General features: G+C 45.1%; 22 protein-coding genes. 14 read left to right on the top strand and 8 right to left on the bottom strand.

The features are described from left to right. The first annotated feature begins 1 nt into the window (after position 1). The 13 genes from secY to BLW60_RS06940 all read left to right on the top strand — a co-directional run bounded on the left by secY (position 2) and on the right by BLW60_RS06940 (position 7,421). A complete protein-coding gene (gene secY / locus BLW60_RS07000; protein WP_074715791.1) occupies positions 2–1,354 on the top strand; it encodes a preprotein translocase subunit SecY in 1,353 nt (450 codons plus the stop codon). A 15-nt stretch (positions 1,355–1,369) separates the two neighbouring features. Next, complete coding sequence (locus BLW60_RS06995) at positions 1,370–2,008, top strand: adenylate kinase (protein WP_028517936.1); 639 nt, start codon at positions 1,370–1,372, stop codon at positions 2,006–2,008. Further along, a complete protein-coding gene (gene map / locus BLW60_RS06990) occupies positions 2,008–2,760 on the top strand; it encodes a type I methionyl aminopeptidase (RefSeq protein WP_074715789.1) in 753 nt (250 codons plus the stop codon). The genes BLW60_RS06995 and map overlap by 1 nt, the downstream gene beginning before the upstream one ends. Before the next feature lie 14 nt (positions 2,761–2,774). Beyond that, positions 2,775–3,017, top strand: coding sequence for a KOW domain-containing RNA-binding protein (locus tag BLW60_RS06985; RefSeq protein ID WP_081348159.1), 243 nt, complete (start codon positions 2,775–2,777; stop codon positions 3,015–3,017). A gap of 14 nt (positions 3,018–3,031) precedes the next feature. Then, complete coding sequence (gene infA, locus BLW60_RS06980; RefSeq protein WP_009984966.1) at positions 3,032–3,250, top strand: translation initiation factor IF-1; 219 nt, start codon at positions 3,032–3,034, stop codon at positions 3,248–3,250. A 50-nt stretch (positions 3,251–3,300) separates the two neighbouring features. Next, the gene (gene rpmJ / locus BLW60_RS06975) at positions 3,301–3,414 is read left to right on the top strand and encodes a 50S ribosomal protein L36 (RefSeq protein WP_009984964.1); all 114 of its coding nucleotides are present in this window, start codon (positions 3,301–3,303) and stop codon (positions 3,412–3,414) included. Positions 3,415–3,449: 35 nt separating this feature from the next. After that, the gene (gene rpsM, locus BLW60_RS06970; RefSeq protein ID WP_028517939.1) at positions 3,450–3,818 is read left to right on the top strand and encodes a 30S ribosomal protein S13; all 369 of its coding nucleotides are present in this window, start codon (positions 3,450–3,452) and stop codon (positions 3,816–3,818) included. A 14-nt stretch (positions 3,819–3,832) separates the two neighbouring features. Further along, positions 3,833–4,237: a 30S ribosomal protein S11 gene (rpsK, locus tag BLW60_RS06965; RefSeq protein ID WP_009984961.1), complete on the top strand. Its 405-nt coding sequence runs from the start codon at positions 3,833–3,835 to the stop codon at positions 4,235–4,237. Between the two features lie 21 nt (positions 4,238–4,258). Further along, complete coding sequence (rpsD, locus tag BLW60_RS06960) at positions 4,259–4,858, top strand: 30S ribosomal protein S4 (RefSeq protein WP_072951437.1); 600 nt, start codon at positions 4,259–4,261, stop codon at positions 4,856–4,858. Positions 4,859–4,927: 69 nt separating this feature from the next. After that, complete coding sequence (locus BLW60_RS06955) at positions 4,928–5,893, top strand: DNA-directed RNA polymerase subunit alpha (protein ID WP_028517941.1); 966 nt, start codon at positions 4,928–4,930, stop codon at positions 5,891–5,893. Positions 5,894–5,941: 48 nt separating this feature from the next. Further along, on the top strand, positions 5,942–6,283 hold the full coding sequence (rplQ, locus tag BLW60_RS06950) for a 50S ribosomal protein L17 (protein WP_074715783.1): 342 nt from the start codon (positions 5,942–5,944) through the stop codon (positions 6,281–6,283). A 168-nt stretch (positions 6,284–6,451) separates the two neighbouring features. Next, a complete protein-coding gene (gene yajC / locus BLW60_RS06945) occupies positions 6,452–6,967 on the top strand; it encodes a preprotein translocase subunit YajC (protein WP_074715781.1) in 516 nt (171 codons plus the stop codon). 52 nt (positions 6,968–7,019) lie between these two features. Next, on the top strand, positions 7,020–7,421 hold the full coding sequence (locus tag BLW60_RS06940) for a TIGR04086 family membrane protein (RefSeq protein WP_074715779.1): 402 nt from the start codon (positions 7,020–7,022) through the stop codon (positions 7,419–7,421). Here BLW60_RS06940 and BLW60_RS06935 read toward each other — a convergent pair. From BLW60_RS06935 to BLW60_RS06910, 6 genes are all read right to left on the bottom strand, one after another. Beyond that, entirely contained in the window at positions 7,415–8,989 is a 1,575-nt protein-coding gene (locus BLW60_RS06935) for a S1C family serine protease (protein WP_074715777.1), read from the bottom strand. The genes BLW60_RS06940 and BLW60_RS06935 overlap by 7 nt on opposite strands. Before the next feature lie 3 nt (positions 8,990–8,992). Next, positions 8,993–10,459 carry a sensor histidine kinase gene (locus tag BLW60_RS06930; protein ID WP_074715775.1) on the bottom strand — a complete coding sequence of 489 codons (1,467 nt, stop codon included), beginning with the start codon at positions 10,457–10,459 and terminating at the stop codon, positions 8,993–8,995. A gap of 136 nt (positions 10,460–10,595) precedes the next feature. Then, positions 10,596–11,303, bottom strand: a complete 708-nt coding sequence (locus BLW60_RS06925; RefSeq protein WP_074715773.1) for a response regulator transcription factor — start codon at positions 11,301–11,303, stop codon at positions 10,596–10,598. 142 nt (positions 11,304–11,445) lie between these two features. After that, the gene (locus BLW60_RS06920) at positions 11,446–12,129 is read right to left on the bottom strand and encodes a sporulation initiation factor Spo0A C-terminal domain-containing protein (RefSeq protein WP_081348158.1); all 684 of its coding nucleotides are present in this window, start codon (positions 12,127–12,129) and stop codon (positions 11,446–11,448) included. A 19-nt stretch (positions 12,130–12,148) separates the two neighbouring features. Then, a complete protein-coding gene (locus BLW60_RS06915) occupies positions 12,149–12,445 on the bottom strand; it encodes a hypothetical protein (RefSeq protein ID WP_074715771.1) in 297 nt (98 codons plus the stop codon). Positions 12,446–12,471: 26 nt separating this feature from the next. Further along, positions 12,472–13,380 carry a zinc-ribbon domain-containing transport protein gene (locus BLW60_RS06910; RefSeq protein WP_074715769.1) on the bottom strand — a complete coding sequence of 303 codons (909 nt, stop codon included), beginning with the start codon at positions 13,378–13,380 and terminating at the stop codon, positions 12,472–12,474. A 339-nt stretch (positions 13,381–13,719) separates the two neighbouring features. On the opposite strand from BLW60_RS06910, the gene BLW60_RS06905 reads away from it, so the two are divergent. Continuing rightward, complete coding sequence (locus BLW60_RS06905; RefSeq protein ID WP_074715767.1) at positions 13,720–16,182, top strand: glycoside hydrolase family 9 protein; 2,463 nt, start codon at positions 13,720–13,722, stop codon at positions 16,180–16,182. A gap of 111 nt (positions 16,183–16,293) precedes the next feature. Here the strand turns inward: BLW60_RS06905 and BLW60_RS16785 are convergent, their stop codons facing one another. Continuing rightward, entirely contained in the window at positions 16,294–16,467 is a 174-nt protein-coding gene (locus BLW60_RS16785; protein ID WP_175460903.1) for a hypothetical protein, read from the bottom strand. A gap of 30 nt (positions 16,468–16,497) precedes the next feature. Then, positions 16,498–17,205: a PspA/IM30 family protein gene (locus tag BLW60_RS06900; protein WP_074715765.1), complete on the bottom strand. Its 708-nt coding sequence runs from the start codon at positions 17,203–17,205 to the stop codon at positions 16,498–16,500. Positions 17,206–17,363: the final 158 nt, after the last annotated feature.

The raw sequence follows: 17,363 nt of genomic DNA, 5'->3' as shown, positions 1-17,363 counted from the left end.
TGTGTTTCAGACGCTGAGAAAGGCGTGGGGTGTACCCGAGATACGCAAAAAGATCTTATACACATTACTCATGATAATCCTGTTCAGATTCGGAAGTGCAGTAACCGTTCCTTTCCTCAATCCCGATGTCGTAAAGGCTTGGATGGAGACAAACGCTAAGGACGGCGGCTTTCTCGATTACATGAATACGATCACCGGTGGCGCGATGTCACAGGCTACAGTTTTTTCACTTTCGATAACACCATTCATTAACGCTTCCATCATCATGCAGCTGCTGACCTATGCACTGCCTCCTCTCGAGCGAATGCGCGACGAGGGCGAAGAGGGAAGAAAGAAGATCGACAGGATCACAGCCGTAGTTGCTATGGTTCTTGCGGTATTCATGTCTTACGCATATTATCTTACATTGAACCGTATGACAAATGTTGAGGACAAGAACGGAAATGTTATCGGCAACGCTCTTAAATATATGAGCGGCGGACAAGGCGTTTTCGCAGCGTTCGTAATCATTGCCTGCTTCGTAGCAGGTGCACTCATCGTTGTATGGATGGGTAACAGAGTCAGCGACAAGGGTATCGGTAACGGTATATCAGTTATACTCTTTGCCGGTATCGCAGCAAGATTCCCTACCGACGCTGCTCTTCTTATAAACCTTACAAAGAACAGTATCAAGAATAATGAAAATGGTAAATACCTCTGGGTAACCATTGCATATTATCTCTTCATACTCGCAGAGATCGCTTTCATCGTTTATATGAACGAAGCTGAAAGACGTATCCCGATACAGTACGCAAAGCGCGTAGTCGGCAGAAAGCAGTATGGCGGACAGAAGACACATATCCCGATAAAGGTGATCATGAGCGGTGTTATGCCGATCATCTTCGCTATGTCATTTATGTCTCTTCCAAGTGCTATAGCAATGTTCAAAAAGCCTAAGGCAGGAACATTCTATGAGAGCTTCATCAATTTCTTCAGCACAAGAAGCTGGAGCTACGCTATAATCTACTTCCTGCTCATCATAGCGTTCAACTACTTCTACGTTTCGATACAGTACAATCCTATTGAGATCGCTAACAACCTTCGTCAGTCAAACGGCGGTATCCCCGGTATTAGACCAGGTAAGCCAACATCTGACTATATCCAGAGAGTACTCAATAAGATCTCTCTCGTTGGTGCGATCTTCCTTGGCTTCATCGCTGTTATCCCGATCTTCATCTCGATGGCAGACGAACAGCTCAAGACACTTTCAATGGGCGGTACTACGATCCTTATCGCAGTAAGCGTTGCGCTTGAAACAACAAGAACACTTGAATCACATCTTATGATGCGTCATCATAAGGGCTTCTTACAGTAAAGGAGGACCGACAATATGAACCTTATCTTTTTAGGCGCACCGGGCGCAGGCAAAGGTACTCAGGCTGAGGTAGTTTCCGATGCACTGAATATCCCACAGATATCTACAGGTAATATACTTCGTGAAGCTGCTAAGAACGGCACAGAGTACGGCCTTAAGGCTAAGGCTGCAATGGATGCCGGTGCTCTCGTATCAGACGATATCGTTATCGGTATCCTGAAGGAGAGAATTGCAGAGGACGACTGTAAAAATGGTTTTATCCTCGACGGTTTCCCAAGAACGGTACCTCAGGCAGAGGCTCTTGATAAAATGAACATCCAGATCGACAAGGTAATTGAGATCCACGTTCCCGATGAGACTATCAAGCAGAGAGTTTCAGGCAGAAGAGTCTGCCAGGGCTGCGGAGCTTCTTACCACGTTGAATACAAGCCTACTAAGGTCGAGGGTGTTTGCGATAAGTGCGGTGACAAGACTATCGTTCGTAAGGACGATCAGCCGGAAGTCGTTCTCGACAGACTTGCAACTTATCACGAGAAAACAGCTCCTCTCAAGGACTATTACGAGAAGCAGGGCAAGCTTGTTACTGTTATCGGTCAGGAAGAGGTCGCTGAAACTTCAAAGCTCACACTGGCAGCAGTAGGGGTAGAGAAGTAATGAGCATAACGATCAAATCAAAGTCCGAACTCGCCATAATGCGTGAAGCAGGTAGGATTACCTGCGGCGCAATATGGTATGCGGGCGAAAGGTTAAAGCCGGGAATGTCAACACTCGATGTTGATAAGCTGGTGGGTGAGTATTTTGCCCGCCATGACAGCAAATCCTGCTTTAAAGGTCTTTACGGATTTCCGGGAAACGCTTGTATCTCAGTAAATGAGGAGATCATCCACGGTATCCCTAAGGCAAGCCACAGATTAAAAGAAGGCGATATAGTAAGCATCGACACGGGAGCTGCGTACAAGGGCTTCAATGGAGACAGCTGCTGGACCTTCCCTGTGGGAAAAATTTCTGATGAAGCTAAGGCATTGCTTGAGGTTACAGAGGCGAGCCTGTATGAAGGTATCGCTCAAGCTCAGGTTGGCGCAAGGGTCGGAGATATTTCTCATGCTGTAGAAGAGTATTGTGCTTCACGAGGCTACGGAATCGTAAGAAATTACTGCGGCCACGGAATCGGCAGAGAAGTTCACGAATCACCCGAAATACCGAACTGGGGCAAGGCAGGTCACGGACCCAGACTGGTAGCGGGAATGACTTTCTGCATAGAGCCCATGATAAATGTCAAGGGCGACGATGTCAAAGTTATGAAAGACAACTGGACAGTCGTTACAAAAAGTGGTTCACTTTCAGCTCACTTTGAGCATATGATCGCAATAACTCCTGACGGTCCCGTCATTCTGACACAGCCCTGACGGAGGAAATTATAGTGAAGCTGCTTAAAGGCTCTGTTGTAAGAGCGGAGGCAGGTCGAGACGGCGGAGGATACTTCGCAGTTACAGATTATGATGAAAAGTATTGCTTCATCGCAGACGGTAAGAGCAGAAAGCTCGACAAGCCAAAGCGAAAGAATATAAAACATATCCGCATTACAGACAGTATGATCGATCTAAACGATATAACTGATAAAAAACTCAGAAACATACTGAAGCAATTCGGTGATACTGAGTAAAGGAGGTTATGCAAGTGTCAAAAGAAGATGTAATCGAGGTTGAGGGCGTTGTAACTGACGCTCTGCCAAATGCAATGTTCAAGGTTCAGCTTGAGAACGGACATGAGGTATTATCTCACGTTTCGGGTAAGCTCAGAATGAATTATATCAGAATAGTTCCAGGCGACAAGGTAAAGCTTGAAATGTCACCCTATGATCTTTCAAAGGGTCGTATCACCTGGCGCGTTAAGTAATAATACAGGATATCAAGTATATCCGTTATCCGCTAAAGGAGGTATTTTCAATGAAAGTCAGACCTTCAGTAAAACCTATTTGCGAAAAGTGCAAGGTTATCAAACGTAAAGGCAGAATCATGGTGATCTGCGAAAACCCAAAGCATAAGCAGCGTCAGGGTTAATGCCCCGGGCGCATTAATGGAGGTGCAATTATAATATGGCAAGAATAGCCGGTGTTGACCTTCCAAAGAATAAGAGAATCGAAATCGGTCTCACTTATATCTACGGAATCGGTCGTCAGACTGCAACAAATATCCTCGCAGCAACAGGCGTTGATCCTGACGTAAGAGTTAAGGATCTCGCAGAAGAGGATGTAGCTAAGCTTCGTGACTATATAGACGAGCATTACACAGTTGAGGGTGACCTCCGCCGTGAAGTTGCTCTTAACATCAAGAGACTTGTTGAAATAGGCTGCTACAGAGGCGTTCGTCATCGTAAGGGTCTCCCTGTAAGAGGACAGAGAACAAAGACAAACGCAAGAACTCGTAAGGGTCCTGTAAAGACTATCGCAAACAAGAAGAAGTAAGGAGGTTATGAGCTTTGGCACAGCAGAAGGGTAAAAAAGTTACTACTATCAGAAGACGTAGAGAACGTAAGAATATCGAAAGCGGCGCAGTTCATATTCAGTCCACTTTCAATAATACGATCGTAACTATTACAGATACAGCCGGAAACGCAATTTCATGGGCAAGCGCAGGCGAGCTCGGTTTCAGAGGCTCAAAGAAGTCAACTCCTTTCGCAGCACAGACAGCTGCTGAAACAGCTGCAAAGGCTGCTATGGAGCATGGACTCAAGAATGTAGAAGTATACGTAAAGGGACCTGGTGCAGGTCGTGAAGCAGCTATCAGAGCACTTCAGACAGTAGGCCTTGAGGTAAGAATGATCAAGGACGTAACACCTATCCCGCACAATGGCTGCCGTCCGCCTAAGAGACGTCGTGTCTGATCAAATTGGAGGTGTATTAAAATGGCAGTACAGAAAGAACCAATTCTTAAAAAGTGCAGATATCTGGGCATCAGCCCTGCTGTAATGGGCGTTTCAAAGAAGGAGTCTATCCGTTTCAAGAACGCTAACAACAGAAAGAAGATCTCTGAATACGGACTTCAGCTCAAGGAAAAGCAGAAGCTGAAGTTTATCTACGGCGTACTTGAGAAGCCTTTCAGACATTATTTCTCAATCGCTGAAAAGATGGAGGGTAAAGCAGGTGATAACCTTATCACTGTTCTCGAATCCAGACTTGATAGTGTTGTATACAGAATGGGTCTCGCTCTTACAAGAAGAGAAGCAAGACAGCTCGTTGTACACAGCCACTATACAGTAAACGGCAAGAAGGTAAACATTCCTTCCTATAGAGTTAAGGTTGGCGACGTTATCGCTCTCAAGGAGAAGGACAGAACTTCTGAAAAGTTCAAGGCTACAGTAGAGGAAACTAAGGACAGACTCGTTCCTGTATGGCTCACAGCTAACAAGGATGATTTCTCTGCTACAGTTAATCGTCTCCCCTCAGCTGAGGATATTGACTACGAGGTAGCTACTCACCTCATCGTCGAGCTGTACTCCAAGTAATCCGAAAGAGGATCTGCTTGAAGCGTCAGTATTCGAAATCAACATTAATTGCGAAATAGGAGGGTTTTTATGCTGGAAAAAATTAATAAGCCTGATATTGATATTGTCGAGCTTAAAAGTGACGGCAAATACGGCAAATTCGTTTTAGCACCGCTGGAGCGTGGATACGGTATTACACTTGGAAACAGCCTCAGACGTGTGCTGCTCTCCTCACTTCCTGGTGTGGCTGTAACATCTGTAAAGCTTTCGGGTAAGGATGGTACAGTTCACCATGAGTTGTCAACTATTCCGGGCGTAAAAGAAGACGTTACGGAAATAATCCTCAGTATTAAAGGACTGACGGCAAAACTTTACGGAGAAGGTCCTAAGACAGTATATATAGAGGCAGAGGGCGAATGTGAGATCACTGCCGGCGATATAAAGACAGATTCAGAGGTAAATATCCTGGATCCGGGTATGCATATCGCAACACTTGGCAAGGACGCTAAGCTCTATATGGAGATCACTATCGACAGAGGCAGAGGCTATGTTTCAGCAGAAAGAAACAAGAAGCAGATCAACCTCCCAGTTGATGTTATCGCTGTAGACAGCATCTATACTCCTGTTCTTAAGGTTAATTATACCGTAGAGGATACACGACTCGGTCAGGTCACAGACTATGATAAGCTTACAATGGAGGTATGGACCGATGGTACTATCTCTGCTAAGGAAGCATTATCACAGGCAGCCAATCTCCTCAACGAGCATCTGAAGCTGTTCATCGACCTCTCAGAAGAGGCTGGACTTGCTGAGGTCCTTGTTGAAAAGGACGAGAAGGGTAAGGAAAAAATCCTTGAGATGACCATTGAGGATCTTGACTTATCTGTACGTTCATTCAATTGTCTGAAGCGTGCAGGAATCAATACCGTGGATGACTTGATCAATAAGTCAGAGGAAGAAATGATGAAGGTTAGAAACCTTGGAAAGAAATCCTTCGATGAGGTCAAGGAAAAGCTCCAGTCATTGGGCTTCGACCTCTCATCAGAAGAGGAATAAATCTTAAAACGTGCGTAAAGCGCACAACTATAAAAAGGAGTGAATACAATGCCGGGTACAAGAAAGCTGGGCAGAACATCTGATCATAGAAAGGCTATGCTCAGAGGCATGGTAACTTTCCTGCTTGAGAACGGTCAGATCGAAACTACCGTAACAAGAGCTAAGGAAGTACGTGCAGTTGCAGAAAAAATGATCACTATCGGTAAAAATGATGATCTGCACTCCAAGCGTCAGGTATATTCATACATCACTAAGGAGTCCGTTGCAAAGAAGATTTTCGACGAGATCGCTCCAAAGTATGCTGATAAGAACGGTGGTTACACACAGATCGTAAAGATCGGTCCTCGCCGTGGTGACGCTGCTGAAATGGCTATCATCAAGCTCGTTTGATCGCAGATATCGAATAACAAGAGCCGTTCCCGTTAAGGGAGCGGCTTTTCTGTATACAGACAATAAAAAAATACGAAAAATCGCCTTAAAGTACTTGCAAAAATATTCGGGATATGATATAATATACATCGTATGAATTACAAATCAAAAAGATTGGAGAATTAGTATATGAAGATCAATAAGTTAATCGCTTCTATTACAGCTGCTGCTTCAACAGCCGTGACAGCAAGTGCTACAGCTCTGAATGCTTTCGCAGAGGAATCACAGCAGACAACTACAGCAAACCAGCAGCAGGCAAGCATGGGCAGTCTTCTTTCAATGCCTCTCATGCTCGTTGTAATGTTCGTTCTGCTTTATTTTATAGCTATCAGACCTCAGAAAAAGCGCGACAGAGAGCTCAAGGAAATGCAGCAGAGCTTACAGGTAGGCGATGAAGTAGTTACAGGCGGCGGTATCGTTGGTATCGTTGTAAGCGTGGGCGAAGATACAGTTGTTATCGAAACAGGCGGTGCTAAGCACAAGCTCAGAATAAAGAACTGGGCTATCACAGAGAACGTTTCAGCTGCTGAGCGTTTCAAGGAAGCTAAGTCAGCAGGCAAGACTTCCTCAACAGTAGAAGCTGCTGCGGTAGTTGACGATGATGACAATAAGAAGTCAAAGAAAAAGAAGAACGACGAAGAATAAATAATAAGACCTCCGCATAGAATTAGTAATAATTCTACAGCGGAGGTTTTTTATGCGCAGACAAAGGAAAAGCCTGTGGTCAGGCTGGGGGAGCAGTGTGCTCGTATCTGTCCTTGCAGGAGCTTTATGTATCGGTGCAGGTGCAGTTCTTACAGCTGCCATAGTATATTTCGTTATGAAAGATATGACAATGATAAGAGCCTTTGCAGGAGTATCTCTTGCGGCAGGTGCGTACATAGCTGCATATATCTGCGGCAAATACAGGCGCAGAAAAGGACTCGTCTGCGGTATAGTCTGCGGAGCGCTGCTGTACGCCGTTATAAACCTGCTGGCGATAATAATACTTGGAGAATGGGCAGGCATAAAAAAACTCCTTCTGCTGACCGTTTTCGGTGCAGCAGGAGGAGTCGCAGGTGTTAATTCAAAGCGTCCAAAGAAGCTCCGGGATCAATAATTGCCCGAGGTATCTTCTACAAGCTTGAATTCAATGTCATAATAGGTAATTTCGCCGTTTTTGTCAACGTGAGCACAGGTAGCAGGTACTTTGTCTCCTGCCTTGTATTTGCTGCTTATGGCATCATAAAGCTCGTAATAGGTGCTTACATTAGTACCGTCTATAGCGGTTATAAAGTCGCCTTCCTTGAGGTCGGTATTAGCGATATCATAATCCTTTTCGATCTTTATGATGTATACGCCCTTGAAGTCCTCGGGAAGATCAAAGCCAAGCTCTTCCTGTATTTTCTTGATATTGCCCTCAGAGCTCATATCATAGAGCTGTATGCCTATCTTGAAGCGTCCGCCCACATAGCCGTTTTTGATAAGCTCTTCTATGACAGGAGTTGCTTCGTTTATCGTTATTGCAAAGCCCAGACCTTCAAATTCGGCACTTACATATTTTGAAGATGTGATGCCGATGACCTGACCGTACATATTCACAAGCGCACCGCCTGAGTTACCGGGGCTTATATCAGCGTTTGTCTGTATGCAGTCCATTTCAAAGCCGCCTGAGTCGCTGCTTATTTTACGGTTCACAGCCGAAACTATGCCGTCTGTTACAGTGCTTGCAAGGTTAGCCGGATTACCGATAGCGATGACCTGCTCGCCTACAACAGCTTCATCGGAGTTGCCCAGTGTAGCAGGTTTTAGTCCGTCAGCCTCGACTTTTACAACAGCGATATCTGTTTTTGAGTCTCTGCCGATGACCTTTGCAGTGTATGTCTCGCCATCGACCGTCTCTACTACGTGATAGCCGTCTGCTTCGAGAACATGGGCATTTGTAGCAATATAGCCGTCCTCATTGAGAACTATGCCCGAGCCTGTTCCTATAGGGTGCTTTGATGTGAAGTTGCTGTAATCCTTGTAGGTGTATATCTTTACGATAGAAGGCTTTACCAGTGCAGCAGCACCTTCGGGAGTATATTTGCCGTTTTCGTCCTTGAATTTTTCTTCTGAAGCAGCACCTTCGGGCTTTGATTCTTTATACAGTATCACAGGCTTGGGAGAGCCTATTTTATCAACTACATTCTTGCTGTTGATGATATCATAGATTATTCCGCAAACAGCCATAAGTGCTGCAATGATTATGAGTATGACGAACATTATGAGCACACCCGACTGTCCTTTCGGACGGCGCTGTGAAGCATCTGTGCCGTCAGAACTCAGGTTATTGTTCTGACCGCGTTCAAGCTCCTCGAAGCCTATGGGCTCGTACATGAATTTGTCGTACACAGGTCTGCGGGGCTGACCGTAAGGCTGCTGATCGTAGAAATTTCGGGGCTGCTGTCCGTATCCGTTCTGATAGCCGTTATTGTAGTTGTTCTGCGGCTGTGAATAGCCGTTAGGCTGACTGTAAGCGGTGTTCTGAGGCGGAGGCGGAGCATAGCCTGTATTGGCGTTATTCTGCTCTGTATTCTGCATACCGCCTGCACCGATGTTATCAGCAGGTCTCTCATGCTGAGGAGTATATGGCTGCTGAGAGGCATTTTCAGACGGTTCGCGGTAAATATTATCTCTTTCGTCCATTGTTTATCCTTTCGCTTTTGGCTGCTTTTCAGGCAGCTGAATAAGAAACTCGGTATATTCTCCGTACACGCTCTTAACAACTATATGACCGTGGTGGAGATGAACTATCTTACGTGATATAGCCAGACCGAGACCAAGACCTGTAGTATCCTTGCCTCGTGATGAATCTGTCTTGTAGAAGCGGTCAAAGACCTGAGTTATCTCGTCATTTTTCAGACCTTCACCTGTATTCTTTATGCCTATGGTACAATTACCGTTTACGGAACGCTCAAAGCGGAACGAGAGCGTACCGCCTGTATTTATGAATTTTACTGCGTTCTCCACGAGATTGTATATTACCTGCTGTAAGAGGTCTGCATCGACTTCACAGGTCATTCTTTCACTTCCGAGACCTTCAACTTCAAGGTTTTTATCCTCGATCTTTTTCTCGAACATGAGAACGGTCTGTATAACTATCTCGGTAAGGTTTACATCGCGGAAATTAGGTCTGAGAGTACCTGTCTCAAATCTCGACATATTGAGCATTGACGAGATGAGGATACGCAGACGCTTGATCTCCTTTGAAACAAGAACAAGGTACTCGTTCTGTCTGCCCTTGGTGATAGTACCGTCAAGGATACCGTCAACAAATCCGCCTATGGTAGTGATAGGAGTCCTGAGCTCATGTGAGACATTGGCGATGAAGGTCTTACTTGTCTCTTCACTCTTTGCAACGTCAGCAGCGACTGCATTGACGTAATCTGCGATCTCAGATGAGGTATACGGGACATTTGTAGGGATAGTCTCAGAGAAGTCACGTCTTGCGTACTGTTCGGATATCCTTGCAAATATCCTTTCGTATTCGTCAAGCTTGTTGAATCTTCTCTTTATGAGCAAAAGCTGCACCGCTATGCTAAGAGCACATATGAGAGTATAGAATACTGCTATTTTCAGTGCGAAGGAGTTGATACCGTCTGATCTGCTGTATATCTTTGCATACATATGCATTGGAACGATATCATTTTTGCCTTTCAGGAAAAAGCTGCTTCCGTAAAGCATATACGGTTCATTTGCCGAGATATTCTTTGTTTCAAGATCAAGGAAATCGTTGGCATCGAGCTTTTCCATTTCCGAAGCGGAGATCTTATCGCTGTTTTTTACTACCTTTTTGGGCGTTTCTTTATAGTCAGCGTCTGAGAGGACGCAGTTGCCGTTATCATCATAGATGTATATCATCAGGTGGTATTTGCTTGAAAATTTCTTATGAAGAGTTTTCGTCACCTCTGAGCGTGTATCGTGCGTCTCGGAATAGTTATCCTGCATACAGCTTATAAACAGATCTCCGATAGACTGAAGCTCGTCAAGTTTTGATGATTTATATATCGAAGAGCTTATAGTTATAATGATAACGCTGATAACGATATTTACTGACAGAACAATAAAGATCAGAAATATAAAAAGCTTGTCATATGAGCTTTTTTTTGTTTTCAAGCAGGATCACCTCTATACAAAATAAGGGGACGGTCGGTCCCCTTGATGATTTGAAATTATCTTCATTCCTCGTAAATACGCTCACTCCATGCGTATCGAAAAATATCGGACATTTGCTGTCTGATATAATAAGAGCTTATTCCTCTTCGTCGGCTTCAAACTTATATCCTACACCCCATACAGTCTTGAGAGTCCACTTATCGGAAATGCCCTCAAGCTTTTCACGCAGACGCTTGATATGAACGTCAATGGTACGCGAGTCGCCGTAGTACTCAAAGCCCCATACTTCGTCAAGGAGCTGGTCACGGGTATAAACTCTGTTCGGGTTGGAAGCAAGGTAATAGAGAAGTTCGAGCTCCTTAGGAGGAGTATCTATATTCTTTCCGTTAACTTTCAGCTCATAGCTGTCCATATTTACAGAAAGCTTGTCGTAATGCACTTCCTTTGACTCAGGCTCAGCCATACCTGTTCCAACGCGGCGTGTTACAGCGTTGATACGGGCAATGACTTCCTTAGCATCGAATGGCTTTACGATGTAATCGTCAGCACCAAGTTCGAGACCGATGACCTTGTCGATAGTCTCACCCTTAGCAGTTATCATAATGATCGGGACGTTTGAGATCTTTCTGATCTCACGGCATACCTGCCAGCCGTCCTTTCCGGGAAGCATTATATCCAGCAGCACCATATCGGGGCTGAGAGCCTTGAATTTAACAACAGCATCATCGCCGTCGTGACAAAGAAGGACACTGTAGCCGTCTTTTTCAAGATAAAGTCTGAGAAGATCACAGATGTTCTTGTCATCGTCAACTATAAGGACTTTTGGATTTTTTTCGTTAGCCATTTGGTTAATACCTTCCTTCCGTATTAAACATTATATTAAGTTAATTATAACTCAGATCGGTGAAAATGTCAATCAAAAATTACCATTTTTTGAATATTTGAACTGAGTTTGATGTATATTTTGTTAAAATAGCATATTTCTCTCATATTCGGCTGAACATATCGCAAAGTGCGCATATAAGCTCGGTATTTGTGGGCTTTTCAACGAGTCTGTGTTCGGTCAGCCGTGCCGAAGCACCGCTTTTAAAGGCGTGATCGGCGAGATTTCGCATAGCTCTTTCCACAAGAGAAGCTTTTGTTGAATATGCCTGAGCTATCTCCTCGTATATTCCGTTCATATTGCCCCAGAGCCTTTCGGGAGCATTTATGGTTATTTCCGCAGCCTTTGCAAGATAGTAAAAACCGCTGAGTCTGCGCGGAAAGCCCAGTTCTTCGAGAAGAAGCTCAAGGTGTGAGATAAGACTTTTACCACACTCTGTATACCGTATGACCGTGCGGCAAAGGCTGCTTACGGGATACGGCATTGTAAAGCACCTTACAGCACCTGCCCTGCGAAATCTTTCATGCACAGAAGCAGAAGAGGCGTAAAGTCCTGCAAATACCGATATACCGCTTTCATATATATGCCTTATCAATTCCAGCAGATCATCGTCAGGTCGGAAAGCGAATAATATGATACCGCATATGTTTCCGTCAGACAGCCTGCTTTTTATGCTTGCTATCGAGCTTTTGCAGCATTCCGACGGCATACCCATGTTCATAAATCTGCGTGCCAGCAGCCTTCCGAGGCTCTGAGACTCATCGCAAATCAGTAAATATCCATTCATTTTTCACGAGCCGTATGGTCTACTTTTTCTGCTGTGAAAGGGCTGTTATGTTGCTTATAGCCCAATCGAAAGTATCTGTTGTTATTATGCAGCCGCCGCAGTCTCCGCACCGGCTGTCGCTGTCATCGTCGCTGCTGTCGGAAGCAGCTCCTGCATAATGTGCGGCGGTAGTTTCCTCCACCTGCCGGTTGCTGTCATAGCTGAAATCTTCATCGCCTGCAAAATTGCCGAAATTCAGAGCCTTTGATTCAACAGGCATAGTCAGCAGGCAGAATGATGAGAGTATCAGCAGTATAAATATTCTCAGCCTTTTCATATTATCCCCCGATAAATATAAAAGCTTTATCTCTTAGTATGCTGTGAGATACCCTTGATACTGCTTACTGCCCAGTCAAATGTATCTGTAGTAAGAACAGAGCCGCAGTATTCGCAGACTGTGTTCTGATTTATGTCGATATGAGCACCGCAGTACGGACAGGTCTGTGAGGTCGTGCCTGTAGACTTTGATGTTGTCACGCCTGTTGTGCGGACGAGAGTCCATTCGTATGTCATGAACTTCTCATGAGTATTGTCGCCGCGGACAATAGCACCTGTATTGTCATCGGTAACGTAATCCACGATACGTGTATCGAGTTGGATAACGATCACATCAAGACCGCTCTCCTGCCTCCAGCCGAGTATCTCAGTATTAAGCACAGCTATGCGTTCAACATGGTTGGTCTGATTGTTCTGACGGTACTTGTCAAGCTGTCTGTCCATCTGAGCGAACATAGCACTTGTCATGTAAGGTCTGAGAGGTTCTATGTTCTTATTCTGCCACTCATTCTGGAAGCGTACATAGAGATTTGATACCTTTTCGATGAAATCGGGATTTGAGAAATCAGGATCAATATCCAGATACTCATAAATGCTGCGCAGATCATTCTCAGGCTTGAGAGTATATGTATGATGTTCGTTTTTATTTTTCTTGCTGGCAGAGGACATTCCCATGACAGTAAATACAGCTATTGCTCCAACAGCCAATGCAAAACCATTTAAACCGCCGCCGCCCGAGCTGTGATAGTCATCATCATCGTCCCAGTCGTAGCTGTTTCCGCTGTCGTAATCGTTGTCCCAACCGCCGCTGTCCCAGCCGCTGTCGTAATCCGAATCGCCTGCGAAATCGCCAAAATCCGCACGAGTCCCCAGCGGTATGACTACAAGACATAAAAGCATCAGAGCAAACGCAAGAGACTTTAAGAATTTTTTCATTGATATTCCCCCATATATCATATAATAACAATATTATATCATATGATTTTCAATAAATCAACAGACGGGGCAAAAAAGTTGCTGCCGAAAGAGTTTTCAGAGCAGAAAAAAACTGGCGGTATCACGCGCCTTGTCAGCTTTCACAAATTAGCAGCTCTGAAATTGGCTATTGTGATAAAATATTGCGGCTTTTGTCGTTATACAGCCTTTTTCTGTAGTTTATACCCTTGACAATTCCGCGATAATATGGCATAATCTAAATTGTATAGCTATGTATACTCGTGAGGAAGCTGTGTATTGTTTATACACAGCAATAAAAAATGAGAGGAGAGTTTTACTATGCTTAAAAAGTTTACAAGCGGACTGCTTTCCGCTGTAATTCTCGGAGCGTCAGTGATGTCCTCAGCACCTATGGCTGTTATTGACACAGCAACAGCTGCTGACGGAAAGTTCAACTACGCTGACGCACTTGATAAGTCTCTGTACTTCTATGAGGTCCAGCAGGCAGGACCGCTCCCTGAATGGAACAGAGTTGAATGGAGAGCCGATTCTACTATGCAGGACCCTGTACTGGGCGGCTGGTACGATGCGGGCGACCACGTAAAATTCAATCTGCCTATGGCTTATTCGGCATCAATGCTTGCATGGGGACTTTATCAGTACCCCGAGGGAGTTGAAAAGGCAGGACTTAAAACTACATACGTCAACAACCTTGAATTCGTTCTTGATTATCTTGCTGACTGCGACAAGGGCACTGAGATAGTATATCAGGTAGGTATCGGTCAGGACGACCATACATGGTGGGGACCTGTTGAGCTTCTCGAATACGGTATGGAAGACAACTCACACAAGATCTCCGAATGCCGTGCAGCACTGAAAGCATCAAAGGGCTGTACAGCTGTATTCGGTGAAATGGCAGCTGCTCTCGCATCAGGTGCAGCAGCACTTGACGGCGATATCGACGCTTCAAAGAAGGCTGACTACATAAAACACGCCGAGAATATCTACAGCATTGCAAAGCAATCTCCAAGCGATGATGTATATAACGCCAGCGACGCTAAGAACTTCTACCGTTCAGAGCATTGCTACGATCAGCTTTTCTATGCTGCAAACTGGCTCTATATCGCAACAGGTGAGCAGAAGTATCTTGACGAAGCTAAGGGCTTTATTTCCAAGCTCCCTGAGATGCGCGGCGAAGGCGGTACTGCATACGGCTGGGCACACTGCTGGGACGATAATACACAGGGCGGTATGCTGCTCTATGCTATAAATACAAACGATTCAACTGCTATCGCACACGTTAAGAAGCACTGCGACCGCTGGGTAAACGGCGACGAAGCTACCAAGATCGAAGGCGGTCTCCGCTGGCTCAGCAACTGGGGCTGTATAAGATATGCGACCGCATCTGCTTTCATAGCAACTGTTGCAAGCGATACAGTTCTCAAGTCAGAGGCTGACAAGTACACTGACTTTGCCGAGACACAGGTAAACTACGCTCTCGGTGACAACCCTCTCAAGCAGAGCTATGTTGTAGGCTTCGGCGACAAGTATCCACAGAACCCACATCACCGTACATCACACGGTTCATGGAAAAACTCGGTATATGATCCTTCACACTCACGTCATATCCTCTACGGTGCTCTCGTAGGAGGTCCGAATAATGACGGATCATACAAGGACAGCCGTGACGACTTCATCAACAACGAGGTGGCTACAGACTATAATGCAGGCTTCACTGCAATGCTCTGCAAGCTGATCGACAAGTACGGCGGTACAAAGGATCCAAGCTTCCCTGCAAAGGAAGTTCACGACAGTCCCGAGTTCTACGTTGAGGTGCTTTCAAAGGGCGGCGATTCAAGCGGACAGACTATCAGCTTCAAGGTAACTAACCATTCTGCATGGCCTGCAAGAGTACAGGACAATATCTCATTCAGATACTACATGGATCTCAGTGAAATCATCGCACAGGGCAAGAAGCCTGAGGATCTCGTTATCCGATGCGACCGTGACCAGTCAGCTATGTACTCAGGCAAGGGCTATAAGACAGCTGAGATATCAAAGCCTATCCAGTACAGCGGTAATATTTACTACATCGAGGTTAATCTTCCTGACGGACGAGTAGTTCTTCCTATTTCCGAAGGACAGCAGCAGTGCGAGATACTCCTTGCACTTGTAATGCCTGATTACGGCAGCGGCTGGGATTCTTCCAACGACTTCTCAGCTCAGGGACTTGGCAAGACAGCAAAGGGTTCTGACGGTTCAACTATAGGTGTTATGACACCTTACGTACCTGTATACGTAAACGGCAAGCTTTACTACGGTGAAGAGCCTGACGGCACAAAGGCTGACGGTCTCGGCAGCACAGGCAGTGATACTCCAAAGGTAACTACATCAACTACTACAAAGCCAAAGGAGACAACTACAACTACCACAACAACTTCAAATACTGCACCAACAACGTCATCTACAACTACAACTGTTACTTCTGTCTATACAACAACCAGCATAATGGTATCAACTCCTACAACTACAGATGCTGCTACAAGCCTTCCTAAGGTAACTAAGTACGGCGATGCTAACTGCGACGGAGAAGTTGATATGTCTGATATAGTTCTTATCATGCAGAGCCTTGCAAATCCGAACAAGTACGGACTTAAAGGTACAGACGATCATCATCTTACAGAAACAGGTTCTGCAAATGCAGACGTTGATACTTCAAGCAAGGGTGTTACATCAAATGACGCACTCCGCATACAGGAGTTCCTGCTCAATAAGATAACAAGCCTTGATCCGACCAAGTAATGACAAATTTAAAAGCTCCCCGATTTATTCGGGGAGCTTTTTATCTGCCTGTAAAATATATAATACGCAATAAAAAGCTCCGAAGCATAGTGCTTCGGAGCTTTAACTTCTTTAGATACCGCAATCTTCATATTCTTTCCACTTCTCATAGTAGAGCTTGTTGCTCCAGCTGCGGAAGAGAATATATGCTACTGAAACCATTCCAATGAATAGTGCACAAAGTATGGGCATTGACTCCCTTAACATTTTTTTTGCGGAATATACATTTTCTTTTTTGCGGCTCATAAAATAAATTCCTTTGCTTTTAGTTTTTTATCAGTCAGCGTCGTTTGAAGCTGCGCCGCCGTTCATCTCAGCCATGAGTCTCTGGAGCTCAGCATCTACCTTAGCGTCTGAAGCAAGCTGATTGAAAGTATCCTTCAGCTCGTCACCTGATCCACCGCCGAGTGCATCGCCTGCGATCTCAGTGAAAGCAGCAGCCTCAGCTTCCTTGCGTACGACCTTGTCTTCCATTCTCTGGAACTTCTCAAAAGAGGAGTTAGGATCGAAAGTACCTGCTGCCTTAGCAAGGCTCTTCTGAGTATCAGCCATCTGTGAGCGAGCGATGAGCATTGCCTGACGGCTCTTAGCCTCTTCGAGCTTAGCCTTGAGCACCTCTACCTGATCGCCGATAGCGTCTGTCTGTGAAGAGATGGAATCGTACATTTCCTTATAGTTTGCAACGTCCTCGTCAGCCTTGACCTTTCTTGCGAGAGCCTGCTTAGCAAGATCCTGATCTCCCTTAGCGAGAGCAGCCTTAGCCTTAGCTTCCCAGTCAGCTGATATCTTCTGAGCATCAAGGTACTTCTTCTCAGCGAGGCGTTCGCTTGCCTTAGCCTTGCCGTAGTTCTGAGTAGCCTTTGTGAGCTCTGTCTGCATATCAATGATGATCTGCTTGACCATCTTCTCAGGATCTTCTGCTCTGTCGATAAGATCGTTTACGTTAGCCTTGAGAAGGTCGCTTAATCTTCTGAATACACCCATTTTTATAATCCTCCTGTTTCATGTAACAATGTGTTTCAGGTACACCCCTTGTACCACAAGATTATTATATTGTAAAAGTTTGTGGTTGTCAATAAAAAGTCAGACGATTTCATCTGATTTTCATTTATCAGGCTCATGTGTGAACGCATTATTACCAA

Source organism: Ruminococcus flavefaciens, assembly GCF_900108555.1.
GTDB classification, from domain to species: domain Bacteria; phylum Bacillota; class Clostridia; order Oscillospirales; family Ruminococcaceae; genus Ruminococcus; species Ruminococcus flavefaciens_P.
The sequence above is the reverse complement of the archived record's forward strand: the minus strand, read 5'-3'. Positions and strand labels throughout refer to the sequence as shown.

Bases quoted from the DNA above. Each gene is read 5' to 3' on its own strand.
- BLW60_RS06995 (WP_028517936.1), top strand. From the start codon at position 1,370: ATGAACCTTATCTTTTTAGGCGCACCGGGCGCAGGCAAAGGTACTCAG.
- map (WP_074715789.1), top strand. From the start codon at position 2,008: ATGAGCATAACGATCAAATCAAAGTCCGAACTCGCCATAATGCGTGAA.
- rpmJ (WP_009984964.1), top strand. From the start codon at position 3,301: ATGAAAGTCAGACCTTCAGTAAAACCTATTTGCGAAAAGTGCAAGGTT.
- rpsM (WP_028517939.1), top strand. From the start codon at position 3,450: ATGGCAAGAATAGCCGGTGTTGACCTTCCAAAGAATAAGAGAATCGAA.
- rpsD (WP_072951437.1), top strand. From the start codon at position 4,259: ATGGCAGTACAGAAAGAACCAATTCTTAAAAAGTGCAGATATCTGGGC.
- BLW60_RS06955 (WP_028517941.1), top strand. From the start codon at position 4,928: ATGCTGGAAAAAATTAATAAGCCTGATATTGATATTGTCGAGCTTAAA.
- rplQ (WP_074715783.1), top strand. From the start codon at position 5,942: ATGCCGGGTACAAGAAAGCTGGGCAGAACATCTGATCATAGAAAGGCT.
- yajC (WP_074715781.1), top strand. From the start codon at position 6,452: ATGAAGATCAATAAGTTAATCGCTTCTATTACAGCTGCTGCTTCAACA.
- BLW60_RS06940 (WP_074715779.1), top strand. From the start codon at position 7,020: ATGCGCAGACAAAGGAAAAGCCTGTGGTCAGGCTGGGGGAGCAGTGTG.
- BLW60_RS06935 (WP_074715777.1), bottom strand. From the start codon at position 8,989: ATGGACGAAAGAGATAATATTTACCGCGAACCGTCTGAAAATGCCTCT.
- BLW60_RS06925 (WP_074715773.1), bottom strand. From the start codon at position 11,303: ATGGCTAACGAAAAAAATCCAAAAGTCCTTATAGTTGACGATGACAAG.
- BLW60_RS06920 (WP_081348158.1), bottom strand. From the start codon at position 12,129: ATGAATGGATATTTACTGATTTGCGATGAGTCTCAGAGCCTCGGAAGG.
- BLW60_RS06915 (WP_074715771.1), bottom strand. From the start codon at position 12,445: ATGAAAAGGCTGAGAATATTTATACTGCTGATACTCTCATCATTCTGC.
- BLW60_RS06910 (WP_074715769.1), bottom strand. From the start codon at position 13,380: ATGAAAAAATTCTTAAAGTCTCTTGCGTTTGCTCTGATGCTTTTATGT.
- BLW60_RS06905 (WP_074715767.1), top strand. From the start codon at position 13,720: ATGCTTAAAAAGTTTACAAGCGGACTGCTTTCCGCTGTAATTCTCGGA.
- BLW60_RS16785 (WP_175460903.1), bottom strand. From the start codon at position 16,467: ATGAGCCGCAAAAAAGAAAATGTATATTCCGCAAAAAAAATGTTAAGG.
- BLW60_RS06900 (WP_074715765.1), bottom strand. From the start codon at position 17,205: ATGGGTGTATTCAGAAGATTAAGCGACCTTCTCAAGGCTAACGTAAAC.